The sequence below is a fragment of the Cryobacterium frigoriphilum genome, from assembly GCF_004403305.1.
GTDB classification, from domain to species: Bacteria; Actinomycetota; Actinomycetes; order Actinomycetales; family Microbacteriaceae; genus Cryobacterium; species Cryobacterium frigoriphilum.
Map to the genome: position 1 here is coordinate 44,253 of NZ_SOHE01000021.1, position 14,419 is coordinate 58,671.

12 protein-coding genes and 1 tRNA gene are annotated in these 14,419 nt (G+C 67.0%); 2 read left to right on the forward strand and 11 right to left on the reverse strand.

The features are described 5' to 3' along the window. Positions 1–188 precede the first annotated feature (188 nt). The gene (locus tag E3T55_RS05425) at positions 189–1,493 is read right to left on the reverse strand and encodes an APC family permease (protein ID WP_134518563.1); all 1,305 of its coding nucleotides are present in this window, start codon (positions 1,491–1,493) and stop codon (positions 189–191) included. Positions 1,494–1,577: 84 nt separating this feature from the next. Here E3T55_RS05425 and E3T55_RS05430 point away from each other — a divergent pair, with 84 nt between their 5' ends. Then, the gene (locus E3T55_RS05430; RefSeq protein WP_134518564.1) at positions 1,578–1,943 is read left to right on the forward strand and encodes a hypothetical protein; all 366 of its coding nucleotides are present in this window, start codon (positions 1,578–1,580) and stop codon (positions 1,941–1,943) included. A gap of 34 nt (positions 1,944–1,977) precedes the next feature. On the opposite strand, the gene E3T55_RS05435 is transcribed toward E3T55_RS05430, so the two are convergent. From E3T55_RS05435 to E3T55_RS05445, 3 genes are all read right to left on the reverse strand, one after another. Next, the gene (locus E3T55_RS05435) at positions 1,978–2,955 is read right to left on the reverse strand and encodes a ribose-phosphate diphosphokinase (RefSeq protein ID WP_104178544.1); all 978 of its coding nucleotides are present in this window, start codon (positions 2,953–2,955) and stop codon (positions 1,978–1,980) included. Continuing rightward, positions 2,956–4,398: a bifunctional UDP-N-acetylglucosamine diphosphorylase/glucosamine-1-phosphate N-acetyltransferase GlmU gene (gene glmU, locus E3T55_RS05440; RefSeq protein ID WP_134518565.1), complete on the reverse strand. Its 1,443-nt coding sequence runs from the start codon at positions 4,396–4,398 to the stop codon at positions 2,956–2,958. It lies immediately after the preceding gene. 75 nt (positions 4,399–4,473) lie between these two features. After that, positions 4,474–4,545 (reverse strand) — tRNA-Gln (locus tag E3T55_RS05445). A 92-nt stretch (positions 4,546–4,637) separates the two neighbouring features. Here E3T55_RS05445 and E3T55_RS05450 point away from each other — a divergent pair. Then, positions 4,638–5,129 (forward strand): MarR family winged helix-turn-helix transcriptional regulator, encoded by a 492-nt coding sequence (locus E3T55_RS05450; RefSeq protein ID WP_134518566.1) that lies wholly within the window; start codon positions 4,638–4,640, stop codon positions 5,127–5,129. 14 nt (positions 5,130–5,143) lie between these two features. Here E3T55_RS05450 and E3T55_RS05455 read toward each other — a convergent pair whose 3' ends face one another. From E3T55_RS05455 to E3T55_RS05485, 7 genes are all read right to left on the reverse strand, one after another. After that, on the reverse strand, positions 5,144–5,977 hold the full coding sequence (locus E3T55_RS05455) for a phosphate ABC transporter ATP-binding protein (protein WP_134518567.1): 834 nt from the start codon (positions 5,975–5,977) through the stop codon (positions 5,144–5,146). A gap of 42 nt (positions 5,978–6,019) precedes the next feature. After that, entirely contained in the window at positions 6,020–7,015 is a 996-nt protein-coding gene (locus tag E3T55_RS05460; protein ID WP_134518568.1) for a sortase, read from the reverse strand. Continuing rightward, positions 7,012–7,788 carry a hypothetical protein gene (locus E3T55_RS05465; protein WP_134518569.1) on the reverse strand — a complete coding sequence of 259 codons (777 nt, stop codon included), beginning with the start codon at positions 7,786–7,788 and terminating at the stop codon, positions 7,012–7,014. The genes E3T55_RS05460 and E3T55_RS05465 overlap by 4 nt, the downstream gene beginning before the upstream one ends. After that, positions 7,785–8,927 (reverse strand): COG1470 family protein, encoded by a 1,143-nt coding sequence (locus E3T55_RS05470; RefSeq protein ID WP_134518570.1) that lies wholly within the window; start codon positions 8,925–8,927, stop codon positions 7,785–7,787. The genes E3T55_RS05465 and E3T55_RS05470 overlap by 4 nt, the downstream gene beginning before the upstream one ends. A gap of 112 nt (positions 8,928–9,039) precedes the next feature. Beyond that, on the reverse strand, positions 9,040–10,371 hold the full coding sequence (locus E3T55_RS05475) for an Ig-like domain repeat protein (protein ID WP_134518571.1): 1,332 nt from the start codon (positions 10,369–10,371) through the stop codon (positions 9,040–9,042). Positions 10,372–10,403: 32 nt separating this feature from the next. Beyond that, complete coding sequence (locus E3T55_RS05480) at positions 10,404–11,495, reverse strand: substrate-binding domain-containing protein (protein ID WP_134518572.1); 1,092 nt, start codon at positions 11,493–11,495, stop codon at positions 10,404–10,406. A gap of 130 nt (positions 11,496–11,625) precedes the next feature. Continuing rightward, entirely contained in the window at positions 11,626–14,415 is a 2,790-nt protein-coding gene (locus E3T55_RS05485) for a hypothetical protein (protein WP_134518573.1), read from the reverse strand. Between the last annotated feature and the right edge of the window lie 4 nt (positions 14,416–14,419).

Consider the following 14,419-nt stretch of genomic DNA (forward strand, 5'->3'; position numbering starts at 1 on the left):
CATATCCCTTGCGAGAAGCCAAAAAATGCCCCTTGAAGTCGATTCAAGGGGCATTTTTTGGCTTGTCGTGGGGCGGCGGACCCCCTCAAGGGGCCGTTTGTGGCGTCTCGCTCACGAGAAGCCAGAAAACGCCCCTTGCCGTGAGCACGGCTCCCTCAGAATGCCTGCGTGCTCGGCGGCGGCACGCGTTAGGGGCGGGCCGACAGCCTGAGACGGATGCCGCGCGCGGCGAGTCCGATGGCCAGCCACGCGGCGGCCGCCACGACCCCCGGCCAGGGCAGGTTCACGGCCAGCACGAGACACCCGATGAGCCCCACGACAGGCAACGCACGAGGCAACCACCGCTCGGCGACCGGCTGCCGCATCGCCGACAGGTGCGCGATGGCGTAGTAGACGAGCACGGTGCAGGCCGAGAAGCCGACCATCTGCGTCGGCCCGAGCAGCAGGATGCCCGCGATGGCGACCACCGCAACACTCGCCTCCGCAACAACGGGCGCGTGGGTGCGGGCCGAGATGCGGCCGAGCGGCCCGGGCAGGTCGCGCTCCCGCGCCATGGCCAGCCCGGTGCGGCTGAGCCCGGCGAGGATGCCCATGAGCGACCCGAGGCAGGCGACCGCCGCGACGACGCGCGCCACCACGGCCCAGGAGCCACCCGCCGCCGCATCGCCCCCAACTCCTCCGCCCGCTCCCCCGCCCGTCGCGGCGGCGTCAAGCAGGTCGGCGAGCGGGGAGACGGATGCCGCGAGCCGCTCCGGCCCGAGCACGGTCACGCACAGCAGGCCGATCGCGAAGTACAGCGCCAGCGTCACCCCGAGCGCCGTGAGGATCGCCCGCGGCAGGGTCTTCTGCGGGTCACGCACCTCTTCGCCGAGGGTGGCCATGCGGGCATACCCGGCGAAACAGAAGAACAGCAGGCCGGCGGCCTGCAGAATGGCGGGAGCGCCGGCATCCGTCATCGTGCCCGGATCGAGGGGCCCACGTGCGGCAGAACCCGAGAAGCCGACGACCGCGAGCAGCACGGCCAGTCCGCCGAGCACGACAAAAACGATGACGAAGCTGACCCACGCGGTGCTGCGGATTCCGGCCATGTTGACCGCGGCGAACACGACGACCGCGGCGACGGCAACGGCGCGCGCATAGTCGGGCCAGAGGTAGCTGCCCGCGATCAGCGCGATCGCCCCGGCGGAGGCGGTCTTACCGGCCATGAACATCCAGCCCGCGGTGAAGCCCCACCACGGCCCGAGGTAGCGGCGCCCGAACGCGTAAGCGCCGCCCGACACCGGGTGCGCCATGGCCAGCTGTGTCGAACTGAGCGCGTTGAGCGAGGCGATCACGGCAGCGATGACGAGGCCGATCAGCAGCCCGCTTCCGGCGACGGCGGCCGCAGGCGCCCAGACGTAGAACACACCGGCGCCGATCATGGCGGAGAGTCCGACGATGGTGGCCCGCCCGGTTCCCAGGTGGCGCTTCAGGGTGGGTGCAGGGGTGCTCATCGGATCAGCGTAGGTGGCGAAGGTAAACGGATGCCCCGGGGCGTTTCCCACCCGCGTCTGGAATACTGGGGCGAGAATATGACTATGTCGAATGAGCACCCCGAACTGTCCGGCTACGAACCCACCGGCCACGAGCGCCCGCTGCGCAGCAAACATCTGACCCGCGCGATGCGGGTCATCGTTGTGCTCGGGCTCGTGGCGCTCGTCGTTCCCGGCGTGCTGACGACCGTGCAGGTCGCCACGACCACCGCGACAAACGGATGCCTCGCCGCCGTCGCGCAGTTCTACCCCCAGTCGGTCGACTACGATGCCCGGTTCGAACTGGCCGGTGCGGGCGGGTTCGGCTGGCAGTGCTACGCGATCGACCAGAACGAGCGGGAGACCTTCGTGACCGCGCTCGGAATCATTCCGAGCGCTCCGAGACAGGTCAACCCGGGTACCCCGACCTAAATCGGAACACCCGGGCTGACGGGAAAGCTTCTGGCTATGCGGCGCCGTCGAACATCGAGGTGACGGATCCCTCGTCGAAGACCTCGTGGATCGCGCGCGCGAGCAGCGGTGCGATCGGCAGCACGGTCAGGGTCGGGAAGCGCTTCTCCGGCGGGATCGGCAGGGTGTCGGTGACGACGACGGCGCTGATCGCCGGGTTCTGCAGCATGTCCACGGCCGGGTCGCTGAACACGGCGTGGGTCGCGGCGACGACGACACCGATGGCGCCGGCCTCGCGCAGGGCCTCGGCCGCGAGGGCGATCGTGCGTCCGGTGTCGATCATGTCGTCCACCAGCAGGCAGACGCGGCCCTCGACCTGGCCGACGATCTCGTGCACGCTGACGCGGTTCGGCACGAGCGGGTCGCGGCGCTTGTGGATGATAGCCAGCGGCACGCCGAGACGGTCGCTCCAGATGTCGGCGACACGTACGCGGCCCATGTCGGGCGAGACGATGGTGAGGGTGGCGGGGTCGAGCTTCTCGCGGAAGTGCTCGAGCAGTACCGGCATCGCGAAGAGGTGGTCGACGGGACCGTCGAAGAAGCCCTGGATCTGCGCGGCGTGCAGGTCGATCGACATGATGCGGTCGGCGCCGGCGACCTTGAAGAGGTCGGCGACCAGGCGGGCGGAGATCGGCTCGCGGCCGCGGCCCTTCTTGTCCTGGCGGGCGTAGGGGTAGAACGGCGCCACGACGGTGATGCGCTTGGCGGAGGCGCGCTTGAGGGCGTCGACCATGATGAGCTGTTCCATCAGCCACTCGTTGATCGGGGCGGTGTGGGACTGGATGACGAAGGCATCCGAGCCGCGCACGCTCTCGTCGAAGCGGGCATACAGTTCGCCGTTGGCGAAGGTGCGGGCGTCGGTGTGCAGGAGCTCAGAGCCGAGTTCCGTGGCGATGTCGAGCGCGAGCTGCGGGTGCGCTCGCCCCGAGACCAGTACTAGTCGTTTGTCTCCGCTGGTTTTGATCTCCGACACCTATTCTCCACTCACCGTGCTGTTGTCACTCTCGGATGCGGCTGTGGCGGCATCCGTTCCGGGGCGGTGAGCCTCGACCCACCCGCCCATGTTGCGCTGCGGAGCCACGCTGATTGCGAGTTCTCCGGCCGCCACGTTCTTGCGCACGACGGTTCCGGCTCCGGTGTAGGCTCCGTCACCAATTGTAATCGGCGCCACGAAGACGTTGTGCGACCCGGTACGCACGTGGCTGCCGACGGTCGAGTGGTGCTTGGCTACCCCGTCGTAGTTGGCGAAGATCGTGCCGGCGCCGATGTTCGAGTGCTCCCCGACCGTGGCGTCGCCGACGTAGCTGAGGTGCGGCACCTTGCTGCCGGCGCCGATCTGCGCGTTCTTGGTCTCGACGAAGGCGCCGATCTTGCCGTCGTCACCGAGCACGGTTCCGGGCCGCAGGTACGAGAACGGGCCGACGGATGCCCCGGCGCCGATCACCGCGAGCGTCGCGTCGGTGCGCTTCACGATCGCGCCCGCACCGATCTCGCAGTCCCGCAGCGTGGTGTCGGGCCCGACGACGGCGCCGGTCCCGATGGTGGTCGCGCCCTCGATCTGGGTGCCGGGCAGCAGCGTCACGTCGGGCGCGAGGGCGGCCTTGAGGTCGATCCAGGTGGTGGCCGGGTCTTGCACGGTCACGCCGGCCAGCTGCCAGCCGCGCACGATGAGGGCGTTGAGCTTCTGTGCTGCCTCGCTGAGCTGGGCGCGGTCGTTGATTCCGGCGACCAGCCACGGGTCGTCGACCGGAACGGCGGTGACCTCGGAGCCGGCGCGGCGCAGCAGGCCGACGACGTCGGTGAGGTACTTCTCGCCCTGGGAGTTGTCGAGCGTCAGCTGCGCGAGCTGGTCGCGCAGCGCGGTCAGTGTGAAGAGGTAGACGCCGGCGTTGATCTCGTCGACGGCGAGTTCGGCATCCGTCGCATCTTTCTGCTCGACGATGTGGTCGAAGGCGCCGGCCGCCGAGCGGATGATGCGGCCGTAGCCGGTGGGGTCATCGGGGAATGCCGAGAGCACGGTTCCGGACGCGGCACTGCCGCGGTGCACGGTGAGGAACGCGGTGAGGGTTGCGGCGTCGAGCAGCGGCACGTCGCCGTTGATGACGAGCACATCGCCGTCCCAGTCGGCGGGCAAGGCCGCGACGGCCTGTTCGACCGCGCGGCCGGTGCCGGGAATCTCGTCCTGGTCGACGATGAGGCTCTCGGGCAGGTCCTCGGTGACGAGCGCGGCGAGGCGGTCACGTTCGTGGCGCACGACGGTCACGACGTGCGCGGCGTTCAGCGCGCGGGCGGTCGCGAAGACATGGCTAACGATCGGCACCCCGGCGAGCGGGTGCAGCAGCTTGGGCAGGGTGGACTTCATTCGGGTGCCCTGTCCGGCGGCGAGCACGATGATGGCGAGTCGGGAGTCTGTCACGTGGGGAGTCCTCTGCAGGTGTGAGCCGGGCATATGTGCGCCGGTCATGAACGCGTGGTCATCGTTGGGTGAGGGCTCCGCCACCAGGATTCGAACCTGGACCGAACAACTCCAAAGGTTGCCGTGCTGCCGTTACACTATGGCGGAACGTGTCGGCCGTATGGTCGACAACCCCTCAAGTCTGCCAGACGCGGGCGGCCCGGGCGGCCCGCGACCCGGTAAGCCGGGATAATGGGGGAATGCCTGGCCATGATGAAGTCGACCGAATCGTAGATTCGTGGCTCCGAGAACGCCCTGATCTGGACTTTTCTCCGCTACAGGTACTGTCGCGGGTCGCCAGGCTATCGAAACACCTCGACCGGGCGCGGCGCACCGCTTTCACCCGCTCCGAACTGCAATCGTGGGAATTCGACGTACTGTCGGCGCTGCGGCGCGCTGGCGCCCCCTACGAGCTGAGCCCGAAGGCGCTGCTGCTGCAGACCCTGGTCTCGAGCGGCACCATGACGAACCGCATCGACGGGCTCGTGGAGCGGGGCCTCGTCACGCGACGCACCGATCCCAACGATGGCCGGGGCATCCGTGTGAGCATGACAGCGGATGGCCTCAGCCGGGTCGACGCTGCCATCACCCGCCTCGTAGACGCCGAGGCAGAGCTTCTGGGAACGCTCACGCTGCCCGAGCAGGAGCACCTCGCCGACCTGCTGCGCAAGCTCAGCCTCGACTTCGACTGAAGCTCGCACGGTCTTTAGCCGAAGCGGCCGTTGACGTAGTCGGCGGTGCGGCTATCGATGGGGTCACTGAACATCAGGTCGGTCGGGCCGTGCTCGACGATACCGCCGGGGGTGCCCTGCGCGGCGAGGAAGAACGCACAGTTCTGGGAGACCCGCTGGGCCTGCTGCATGTTGTGCGTGACGATGACGATCGTCACCTCGTGCGCGAGTTCGAGCATGGTCTCCTCGATCACGCGGGTCGAGGTGGGGTCGAGTGCCGAACACGGCTCGTCCATCAGCAGCACCCGAGGCCGCACACTGAGTGATCTGGCGATGCAGAGGCGCTGCTGTTGGCCGCCCGAAAGCCCGCCACCGGGGTGCCTGAGGCGGTCACGCACCTCTTTCCAGAGCCCGGCCTTGGTGAGCGAGACCTCGACGAGTTCATCCTTGTCCGACCGGGAGATCCGGGTGCCCGTCAGTTTGAGGCCGGCGACGACATTGTCGTAGATCGACATCGCCGGAAACGGATTCGGCTTCTGAAAGACCATGCCGATCTCCTTACGCGCGTCGGTGAGGCGGCGGGAGGAATCGTAGATGTCGTGCCCGTCCAGGTGAACCTCGCCGGCCAGAGCGGCCGACGGAACCAGCTCGTGCATGCGGTTCAGGATGCGCAGGAACGTCGATTTGCCGCATCCCGACGGCCCGATGAGTGCGGTGACCTGCCCCGCTTCCATCGTGAGGGATACGCGGTCGAGTACCTTGTGGGTGCCGAACCAGGCCGATATCGACTGTGCGTCCAGGGTGGCGAGTGCGTTGCCGGTCGGCGCGGCCGGGGAGCCGAAGGTCGGGATGTCCAGGATGGTAGTCATCAGTGTCTTTCTCAGTGGGTATCTCAGGTATAGAACGTCTGGTCAGAGCAGGTTAGGGAGCATGCCGATGGCTGAGTCGGCCGTGGCCGCACCGAGCGCCAGCAGCGTGGGCACGCCGACAATCCAGGCCTGAGCGCCACCCCAGGTGCGCAGCAGCCAGCGCACGGCGATGGAGGCGAGCACCAGCCATTGCAGCCAGAACAGGGTCGGCAGCCCGCTGTCGGAATCCGGTTGCATGGCCAGTTCGGCCGGAGCGAGCACCGCGCTGGTGAAGACGCGTGACGGGGTCTCCCGAACCTCGCCGGTCAGGGTCGCGTCGATGTGCAGAGCACCGGTCGGCGCGAGAGCCGGGCCGTCCCCGGTCACGAGCTCGAGGCGGCCCTGCCCGCCATCGAGCGGGGTCGGCAGCAGATCACCGGCACGACGGACGCCGAACACCTCAAAGGTGCTGACCCCCTGCCCGGTGGTCACCGTGATGGCGTCCCCCGGCTGCAGCCGACCGAGGGCACGAAAGGTTCCGCCGTAGGCGGCCTGGCGCCCGAAAATCACGCTCGTGCCTTGTTGTCCGGGCAAGACCGTGTCTCGACGGTGCCCCGGGCCGAGCCGAAGGTCGTCACCGGTTGTGCCCTCGACTACCACCTCGCTGATTCCCAGGCTGGGAACCTCGAGCAGGGCGATCGGGGTTCCGGCCGCGGTCGGCTTGGAGTCGCCGTCGAGCTGTCCGAGGGGCACGATCGCCTGGGCCAGATTGGTGCGCAGCTCCTGATAGAGCTGGCTCTGGCTTCGCGACTGTTGCAGGGCGCCAAGCACGACAACATGGCCGACGAAGCCCAGCAACAGTGCCGACAGCAGCAGCCAGACCACGCCGCTCCACCAGCGCAGCTCGTTCGGAGCGACCGGGGTGGGGGGTTTTCGTTTGCGAGCAGGCGGGCGGCTCAGCCATCGAGGCACCCGTACGGCGCTGTGTCCCCCGCGATCACCCGTACGTGCCGCACCCTTCTGAGGGGTGACCGCGGCATCCGTTTCCCCGACGGTCATGCCTGCAGCCCGTCGAGACTGCGGCGGGTTCCCCAGGCGGTGAACCACCAGCCGCGAAAACCGCCGATCAGAAAGACACCGATCATGCCGAGCGCGCCGACGCCCAGAGCAATCCACCAGAGCTGTCCGGTCGAAGCCAGCGAGCCGCCGGACGCACCGGCCGTACCGACCACGATCACTGTGGCGTTGGTGACCACGCCCGAGGTCAGGCCGGTCGCCTCGATGGTGTGCGTGCCGGTGCGCAGGTCAGCCGGAAGTGTGAAGGTCGCGGTGAAGGCTCCGGCGGCGTCGGCCGTGGCGCTGCCCAGCACGACGGGTTCGGAGTAGAGCACCACGCGAATCTCCTCGCCGGCCGTGTACCCGCCCGCGGACACCGTGATGGTGCCACCCGGCGCCACCCGATTCGTGTCGAGGGTCAAAGCCACGGCGTCTTCGGTCGGGCTCGCGTTCACGGGCCGGACCACTGCCGCGTCGATGCCGGTTTCCGTGGCAACATCCGTGCTCGTTGCCGGCGATTGCTGTCCGGTTCCTGTGGTCGTCAGCGAACCGTCTGACAGCGCGGCGGCGGTCGCGGCGGGGCTGGAGGTGGACGTAGCGCTGGCAGAGGGTGTGGGAGCAGCGGTGATCTCGACGGTCACCGAGATCGGCCGCGAGGAGGGTGTCGCCGAGGATACCGCTGTGCCGGCGGTAGCTGATACGGCCGCAGGCACGAGCACGAGGGCCAGCGCGAGCACGGCGGCCGAGCCGACGAGGATCCGCAGTGGTCGCTTCATGCGACCGGCACCTGGCCGGGTGCCGGAGCGAGTATGCCCGGTGTCGTGCGCGCGTCCAGGGCGTTCTGCGCCTCCCGGCGCCCCTCGGCCTTGGCTTGGTCTGCAGCTTCGTCGAGGGCGTCGAAGAACCGTTCCCGGGTCACCCGCACATAGCGAACAACGAGAATAATTGCCGTGGTCACCAGGGCGATAATGAGCAGTAAAGTCCACGGGATGGCCCCGGCCATGCTGGACGAGGTCGAACTGGTCAGCTGCAGGCCGGCGTTTTGGGGCGTTTCCCCGCCTGTCGGTGCCGGGCTGAGCTCGACGTCGGCCCAGACAGCGAACAGCGGAGGCAGGTTCGCGAGCTCGGCCGTCACGTGCACCGACTGGCCCGGCAGCACCGTGGTCAGCGCGGTGGGCGTCAGGGTTCCGAGGCCCAGGCCGAAGGGGCCCGTCACGGTGGCGGTCTGTTCCACGTCGACCCGGAGGTTGCCGGTGTTCTTCACGGCATAGTCGAGGTGCAGCGTTCCGCCGGCAAAGGGATTCCAGGGCGAATCGAAACGGGTGACCAATCCGGCCGTCTCAACCGACACAATCGGTGCGCCGCTCACGTTGAGAATGAGCCGGGCCCCGACGCGCTGGTCAAGGCTGACGGCCTGGCCGCTGGTATTCTCACCTGCCTTGGTCACCGAGGCCACGATGCCGGCCGAGTGGTCGCCCGGGGTCGCGTCGGTCGGCACGGTCACCCGAAAGGGAACCACGGCCTGGGTGCCAGGCTCCAGGAAAATTTCGGATGTGTCGAGGGCGATCCAGTCGCCAACGTCGGTGGCCGGCTGGTCGGCTGGCAGCAGGCTGTAGCCACCCGTTTCGAAGTCATTGACGGCATCGGTGGCGTAAATGGCGAAGGTGGCGCTGACCAGGCCGGAGTTGGAGACCGAGACGTAGTCACGAATTTCGGTGCCGGGATTGATCTGGTATCCAAAGTTCGCGCGGTCGTCGGGTCCCTCAGCGGATGCGGGATGCACGCTCCACTCGGCGCTCACGTCCTCGGTAACGCTGCGCGCGGTCGCACTGAAATTGGCGACACTGGGCAGGAGCGGAGCAACGGCCAGTGTGACGGTGGCAAGAAGAGCGAGCGGTGACGACAGGATGAACATGGCCTCTTCAACGATCTGGATTCGCGATCAGGATTACAGGGATAGGGGTGTGGAGCCGAGACCGGGCGGTGCCGCCCGATCTCGGCCCAGGAACTGCTGACGCGGCCGCTGACTAGATGAGCGTCAAGGTGAGCGTCGTGGCGTAGCTGCCAGCGGCGGTGTTCGCGGGAGCCTCAAAGTTGAGGGTCGCGCCCGTCGTCGTGGTGATCTTGCCGTCAACGACGGATCCGATCGCGAGCGGGCTCGGCGATGTGAGACCGGCCGTGACCGCGGAGACCGCGGCGCCAGCAACACCGGCGTTGTCGAATCCGACAACGGCCGGAACCCAGCCAAGCGCCTTGCCGTCGATGGTCTTCGTGGCATCCGTCGTATTGACGAAGTCGCCGACGGAACCCGTGAGACTCCACGCAACGGTTCCGAGCTGGCGGGTATCGGTGACAACGGTCGAGCCGAGGCTGCCCGACGCCTTGAGCGTGTTTGAGACCGTGTCGACCGCGGCGGTCGACAGGGTGATGGCGCTGGCCACACCCTGCAGGCTGAGGGCACCGCTCCCGGTGGGCACGACGACCGAGATGGTCGTGGATCCGGAGGTCTCACCGATGTTGACGGTGAAGGCGCCCGACGTCGAACCACTGAGTGTTTCCGAACCAGAAACGAAACGGCTCGTGAACGTGTAGGCACCGTCTGAGAGCACGGGGGTCGTCAGGGTGGCAACACCGTTGGTCACGGCTGCCGAACCGATGACGGTTCCGGTGCCATCGAGGAACTCGATGTCACCGACCGCTTCGATGGCGACCGCGGAAGACTCATCCTTGACCGTGCTCGTCAGGGTGACCGTCGAGTCGTCGTTGGAGACGGCCGCGAGCGACAGGGTCGACGCCTCGGCGACCACGGGGGTGTAGACCGACCACGTGGTGGAGTCGGCGGACAGGGTCATCGGAATGCTGAAGTACTTGTCGTTCGCGTAGTCAACATTGGTCGACAGCGAGAAGCAGTAGTAGCGCAGTTCGAAGGCGCCGGGATTGACCACGCCGACGGTCGGCCAGGCACGCACGCTGACGAACGGGTTGTTGGTCGGGATGCTGAAGCTCTGGTCGGCGAAGATGGGGCTGCCATCGAGGCCGGTCGATCCGTACAGAGTCGTGCTGGTCTTACGCGCGGTCGCGATCGGCCCCTTGGTGACGCCGTCCTGGAAGATGAAGGTTCCGCTCTGCCCGCGGTAGCCGACCGGGCAACCGGTGGTCGCGCTGTGGCTGTAGAGCATGGTTCCGAACTCGGTGTTGTGCGAGCCGTCAACCTTTCCGGTGGTCGGAGTGATGCTGAAGCTACCCAGGTCGTTGGCATCGCCGGCAGCAGCGGATGCGGACTGGACGGCCGAGAAGCTGCCCAGGATGACGGCACCCATAACGGTAACCGCGGCGATCTTGCGAGAGAAGTTTTTCATGCGAGTGTGGCTTCCTTCTTCAGTAATCGTGATTACAGGGTGTAGGGGGACTTGTACGTCGTGGTGTTGCCGCAGAGCGAGCCAGCGGAGCCGAACCCGTACTGCTTGATCAATGCGGTGTTGGAACAGATCGTCGAGCTGGTGCCGGCGAAAGTCGCCTGCAGCAGCAGGTCGGCAGCGCTGGTTCCGGAAAGACGTGACGTAGCGACGACGTTGTACACGTTGCGGCTGATCGGGAAGGCCGAGTTCAACTCGACGACGCCGCCGTTGTTGATGACGGGCTTCGCGCCGCCGATCGACCCGAGTGCGACCTGATAGCGACGCTCGGCAACGGTGGTCGGCAGGGTGTTGTGGTTGCCCTGGGCGAGGTACTGAGCGATGGAGAACGGCACGATGTCGCCGATGCCCGTGACCTGCGCGCCGCTGTGCTCTTGCACGGTGTTACCGATGTCGGTGGCACAGCCAACGACGTTGTCCTCGGTCAGGCCGAGGGTCGAGAGCCAGAACGAACGCGTTCCGGATCCGGTCTGGGGCAGCAGAGCACGAATCGGCACCGAGGTGAAGTCGGCGTCGCTGTACTCGGTGACCGTGCAGCGGTAGATGTTGCGCAGCGTGAACGGAGCCGGGCTCACGGAGTCCTGCGAGGACGAGCCGACCGGGATGTCGCGGGGAAAGTCGCCACCGGCGTTGACGGCGTATGTAACGGCATCCTTGGCGAAGGGGATGTAGGTCAGGTCGGTGCCCGAACCCTTCGGCCCGCTCGAGCTGCGGGCGAAGTCCAGCTGGCCTGTGATGTCGACGCCGTTCCACACCTTGATGCCGGTGCTGTTGATCGAGGCGCTGAGTGCCTTGACGCCGTTACCCGAACCGTTGGGGCGCACGAACGACGGGCCGCCGGCCTTGGTCTGGATCGTCTCTGTGCCGACGGCGTCGTAGTTTCCGATGGCGGTGACCGCGGTGGCGAGGCCGCCCACGAGGTCCTGCGTCGTGTCGGAACCGGTGCCGGAGAGCTGGGCATAGGTGCCGGCGGCCGGGTCGGCGAAGGCGGGGATCGTGCCGAAAGCCACGCCCACGAGCGCAAGCCCGGCGATGAGGCCGAGACGACGCTGGTTCTTCTTCTGCATGCTGTTACCAATCTGTGTTGATAGTGTGCCCGTGTAGTGCAGTCCGAGAGGACGTGCCCCCCTCAATGCTTCGAATCCTTGAGGGGGGTTTCTTCGTCTCTACCGGGGCTGGAACGGCAGAGACGAAAATCTAGAGGGGAAGAAGCCGTCGGCCTCTCAGCAAGGTGGGCGCGAACACCGCTCCACTGAGGCCGAGGCCCAGCGAGAGGGCGAGGGCGGTCTTGCCTACACCGGCGGCGTTGACGAGTTCGGGGGTGCGGTCGGTAGCGGCCGCGGGCAGCGCCGACGTGTCCACTCCGGTGACGGCGGTGTCAGCGACCGGAAGGACCGCCGCAGCTGCGGTCTCACCGGCGACGTACTCATCCTGCGCCGGACCGATCGATGTGGTCGTTGCTGCCACGGTGTCGGGCAATGGCACCGCCGCGGGAGAGGTGACCACCGGGTTGACGAAGGCACGGATAGCCGCCGCGGCGGCCTGGGACTGGGCGACCAGCTCGTCGCTCAGGGGCGCATAACCGAGCGGCAGTTCACCTCGCTGGGTGCCGACAATCTGGCCGGCCGTTGTTACCTGTTCGATCATGGCCGCATAGTCATCCCGCGCGTCGGCGTCACTGGCGGTGAGGTTGACGGCCAGGTAGGTCAGCATGGTGAGCGGATATCCGCCGGTCGTCACGAGTGACGGGTCGACCTGGCGCACGGTCGCGGATTCCGCACTGCTGAGCGCACCGAGCGCGCTCTGCATGGTCTTGTTCGTGGGCAGCACCGCCTCGTCACTGTTAGCGCGTACCAACCCTGCGTTGCTCAGGCCGTAGCGCGCGGAGGAGGACGAATCAGTTACCGCGATCATGAACTTTTTTCCGGGAATCTGGGTCCCTCCGCTGATCCAGTCGCCCAGCTCACCCGCCGCGTTGATGCGAGTCGCGTCCCAGACCGTCTTGGAGTGGGAATCGCCGCGAAAGGTGTCGCGGGCCGCCGCCAACATGGACTCCGCATAGGGCGCATACTGCAGCGAGTCGAACCGGTATTTCTCGGTGGTGAGTTCGATGGGAACCAGACTCTCGTCGGCCTTCATGAAGGTCTGAAGCGGCGCATCCGTCAGGCTGAAACCGGCGCCGGCAATGTTCGTCAGTCCGACCTGGCGCATCGTGATCGCGCCGGTCGAGTCGAGCAGGTAGTTCCCCTGGTCGGGGTCGGCCACATCGGTTACGAAAACCGGTACCTGGGCGGCGGGGTGGCCGGCGGGCAGGTAGAAGGGGTTGACGGTCATTCCGGCCTCATCCGCCTCACCGTTGAGCCAGGCGTTGGCCTCGTCATCGGCCAGGATCCAGCGCCAAACCTGTTTGATGGCGTCGGCGCCCGATGGGCCGGGAAGCGAGATCGACGGGTTCATGGTGAACTCGCGCCAGTTGTCCGGGTTGAGCCGTTGAAACTCAGGATCCTGATTGAGGTACTTGTAGCTGCGGTTGACCGAGTTCAGGTGGGCAAAGTTTTTATCCGGGTCCGAGGAATTACTCGGTACGGCAAAGCTGTAGGACTGGGTCAGCAGCTTGGCCATGAGACGCGGCGAGACGATCAGCTCCTCCTGCCGGCCATTCGCGAACTCGGCGGCGAAGGCGATCACGGGTGCCGTCACGGCCACGGGGGCGTAGCTGAAATCAGTTGCGGCCAACAGTGCTTTGTCACTCTCATACTCCGCTTCGGCGTCGCTGAGTGGCCAGGAGAGAAAACCAGCGTCGGCCTGTCCCTGCAAGAGCTGCGCTCTGGCCAGGGCGTCCGGGTTGCTGGAGAAGCTGAAGGCGGCGTCCTGCTCCTGGCAGAGGCTCGACTGCCATGAACTCATCGCACCCACCATCAGTTGGGAGCCGATTGTGCGGCGTTCGGAGCCGCCGACGGCGCAGGTTTGGCCGGTCGGGTCGAAGTCCAGGGGAATGTTGATGCGGTTCGCCCAGTAGTCGCACTGGGGATTGACGGGGCTGCCGGCCTGGATGGAGTTGGCTCGGCCGTAGACGTAGGGTTCGTTGGTCTTGCCGTCGATCAGGCCGCTGCAGCCCGTGTTCGTGCCGTTCTCGGTCGGTCCGCTGTAGGAGGTTCCGCGAGGTACCAGTACCAGCCAGCAGCGCGCGTGGCCTTCGGAGCCGCAGCCGAGCTGGGGTGCCTGGTCGGAGGACTGCGTCTCGAACAGAAAAGAGCCGGTGCCGTCCGAGTTGATGCGAGCACCCTGTACCTCGTTGGTGGTGGACGGGTTGAAGTAGTTCAGGAGCGGATAGGTGAGTTCTTTGCCGCCCACGCCGCCGAACTCCTGCTTTGCGGTCACCGTGACGCCCTGCACGGTGCGAAAGGGATTATCGATCGCGCTGCCGACGTAGGGGTCGACATCCGCCGTCGCCAGACGCGGCACGACATCGCCGTAAACGGTGTCGCCCAGCCCGTTGTTCGCAGCGTATCGACCACCCCATTGACAGGTCTCGGCGAAGTCGGCCGCCAGCGGGTCTTCACCCCAGCACTGCATGGCCTGCACGAAGTTCTGGGCGGTGGACCAATACATGCCGCCGCTGTCCGTGGCCTCGAGCGTGCCGGCAAAGCCCGCCACGTCGACAATCAGGGCCTGGTCGGAGAGGTTCGTCGTCTGCGACACGGTGACCGAGATGTCGTCGAATTCGGAGTAGTGCACACCGGTGCTGTCGCGCGGTGGCTGGAACGCCACCGCCGTGCTCGCATCCTCGACCCAGTCAACCGTCAGCGGAATCGCCGAGGTGCTGGCGTGGGCGCCCAGAAGCGCGCTCGGATCAATCAGCAACAGGCCACCAGCGGATGCCACTGCCAGCGCGAAACAGGTCGCCCGAAGCCCGATGACGGCGCGGTCGGCACGGCCGTTTCTGGCAGGCGCAGTGGCGGCGCGGTGACGCCTCGAAAGATGCATAGCG

What these genes read in the sequence shown, in the direction of transcription:
- E3T55_RS05425 (WP_134518563.1), bottom strand. Translation starts at nt 1,493, where the DNA reads ATGAGCACCCCTGCACCCACCCTGAAGCGCCACCTGGGAACCGGGCGG.
- E3T55_RS05430 (WP_134518564.1), top strand. Translation starts at nt 1,578, where the DNA reads ATGTCGAATGAGCACCCCGAACTGTCCGGCTACGAACCCACCGGCCAC.
- E3T55_RS05450 (WP_134518566.1), top strand. Translation starts at nt 4,638, where the DNA reads ATGCCTGGCCATGATGAAGTCGACCGAATCGTAGATTCGTGGCTCCGA.
- E3T55_RS05455 (WP_134518567.1), bottom strand. Translation starts at nt 5,977, where the DNA reads ATGACTACCATCCTGGACATCCCGACCTTCGGCTCCCCGGCCGCGCCG.
- E3T55_RS05460 (WP_134518568.1), bottom strand. Translation starts at nt 7,015, where the DNA reads ATGACCGTCGGGGAAACGGATGCCGCGGTCACCCCTCAGAAGGGTGCG.
- E3T55_RS05465 (WP_134518569.1), bottom strand. Translation starts at nt 7,788, where the DNA reads ATGAAGCGACCACTGCGGATCCTCGTCGGCTCGGCCGCCGTGCTCGCG.
- E3T55_RS05470 (WP_134518570.1), bottom strand. Translation starts at nt 8,927, where the DNA reads ATGTTCATCCTGTCGTCACCGCTCGCTCTTCTTGCCACCGTCACACTG.
- E3T55_RS05475 (WP_134518571.1), bottom strand. Translation starts at nt 10,371, where the DNA reads ATGAAAAACTTCTCTCGCAAGATCGCCGCGGTTACCGTTATGGGTGCC.
- E3T55_RS05480 (WP_134518572.1), bottom strand. Translation starts at nt 11,495, where the DNA reads ATGCAGAAGAAGAACCAGCGTCGTCTCGGCCTCATCGCCGGGCTTGCG.
- E3T55_RS05485 (WP_134518573.1), bottom strand. Translation starts at nt 14,415, where the DNA reads ATGCATCTTTCGAGGCGTCACCGCGCCGCCACTGCGCCTGCCAGAAAC.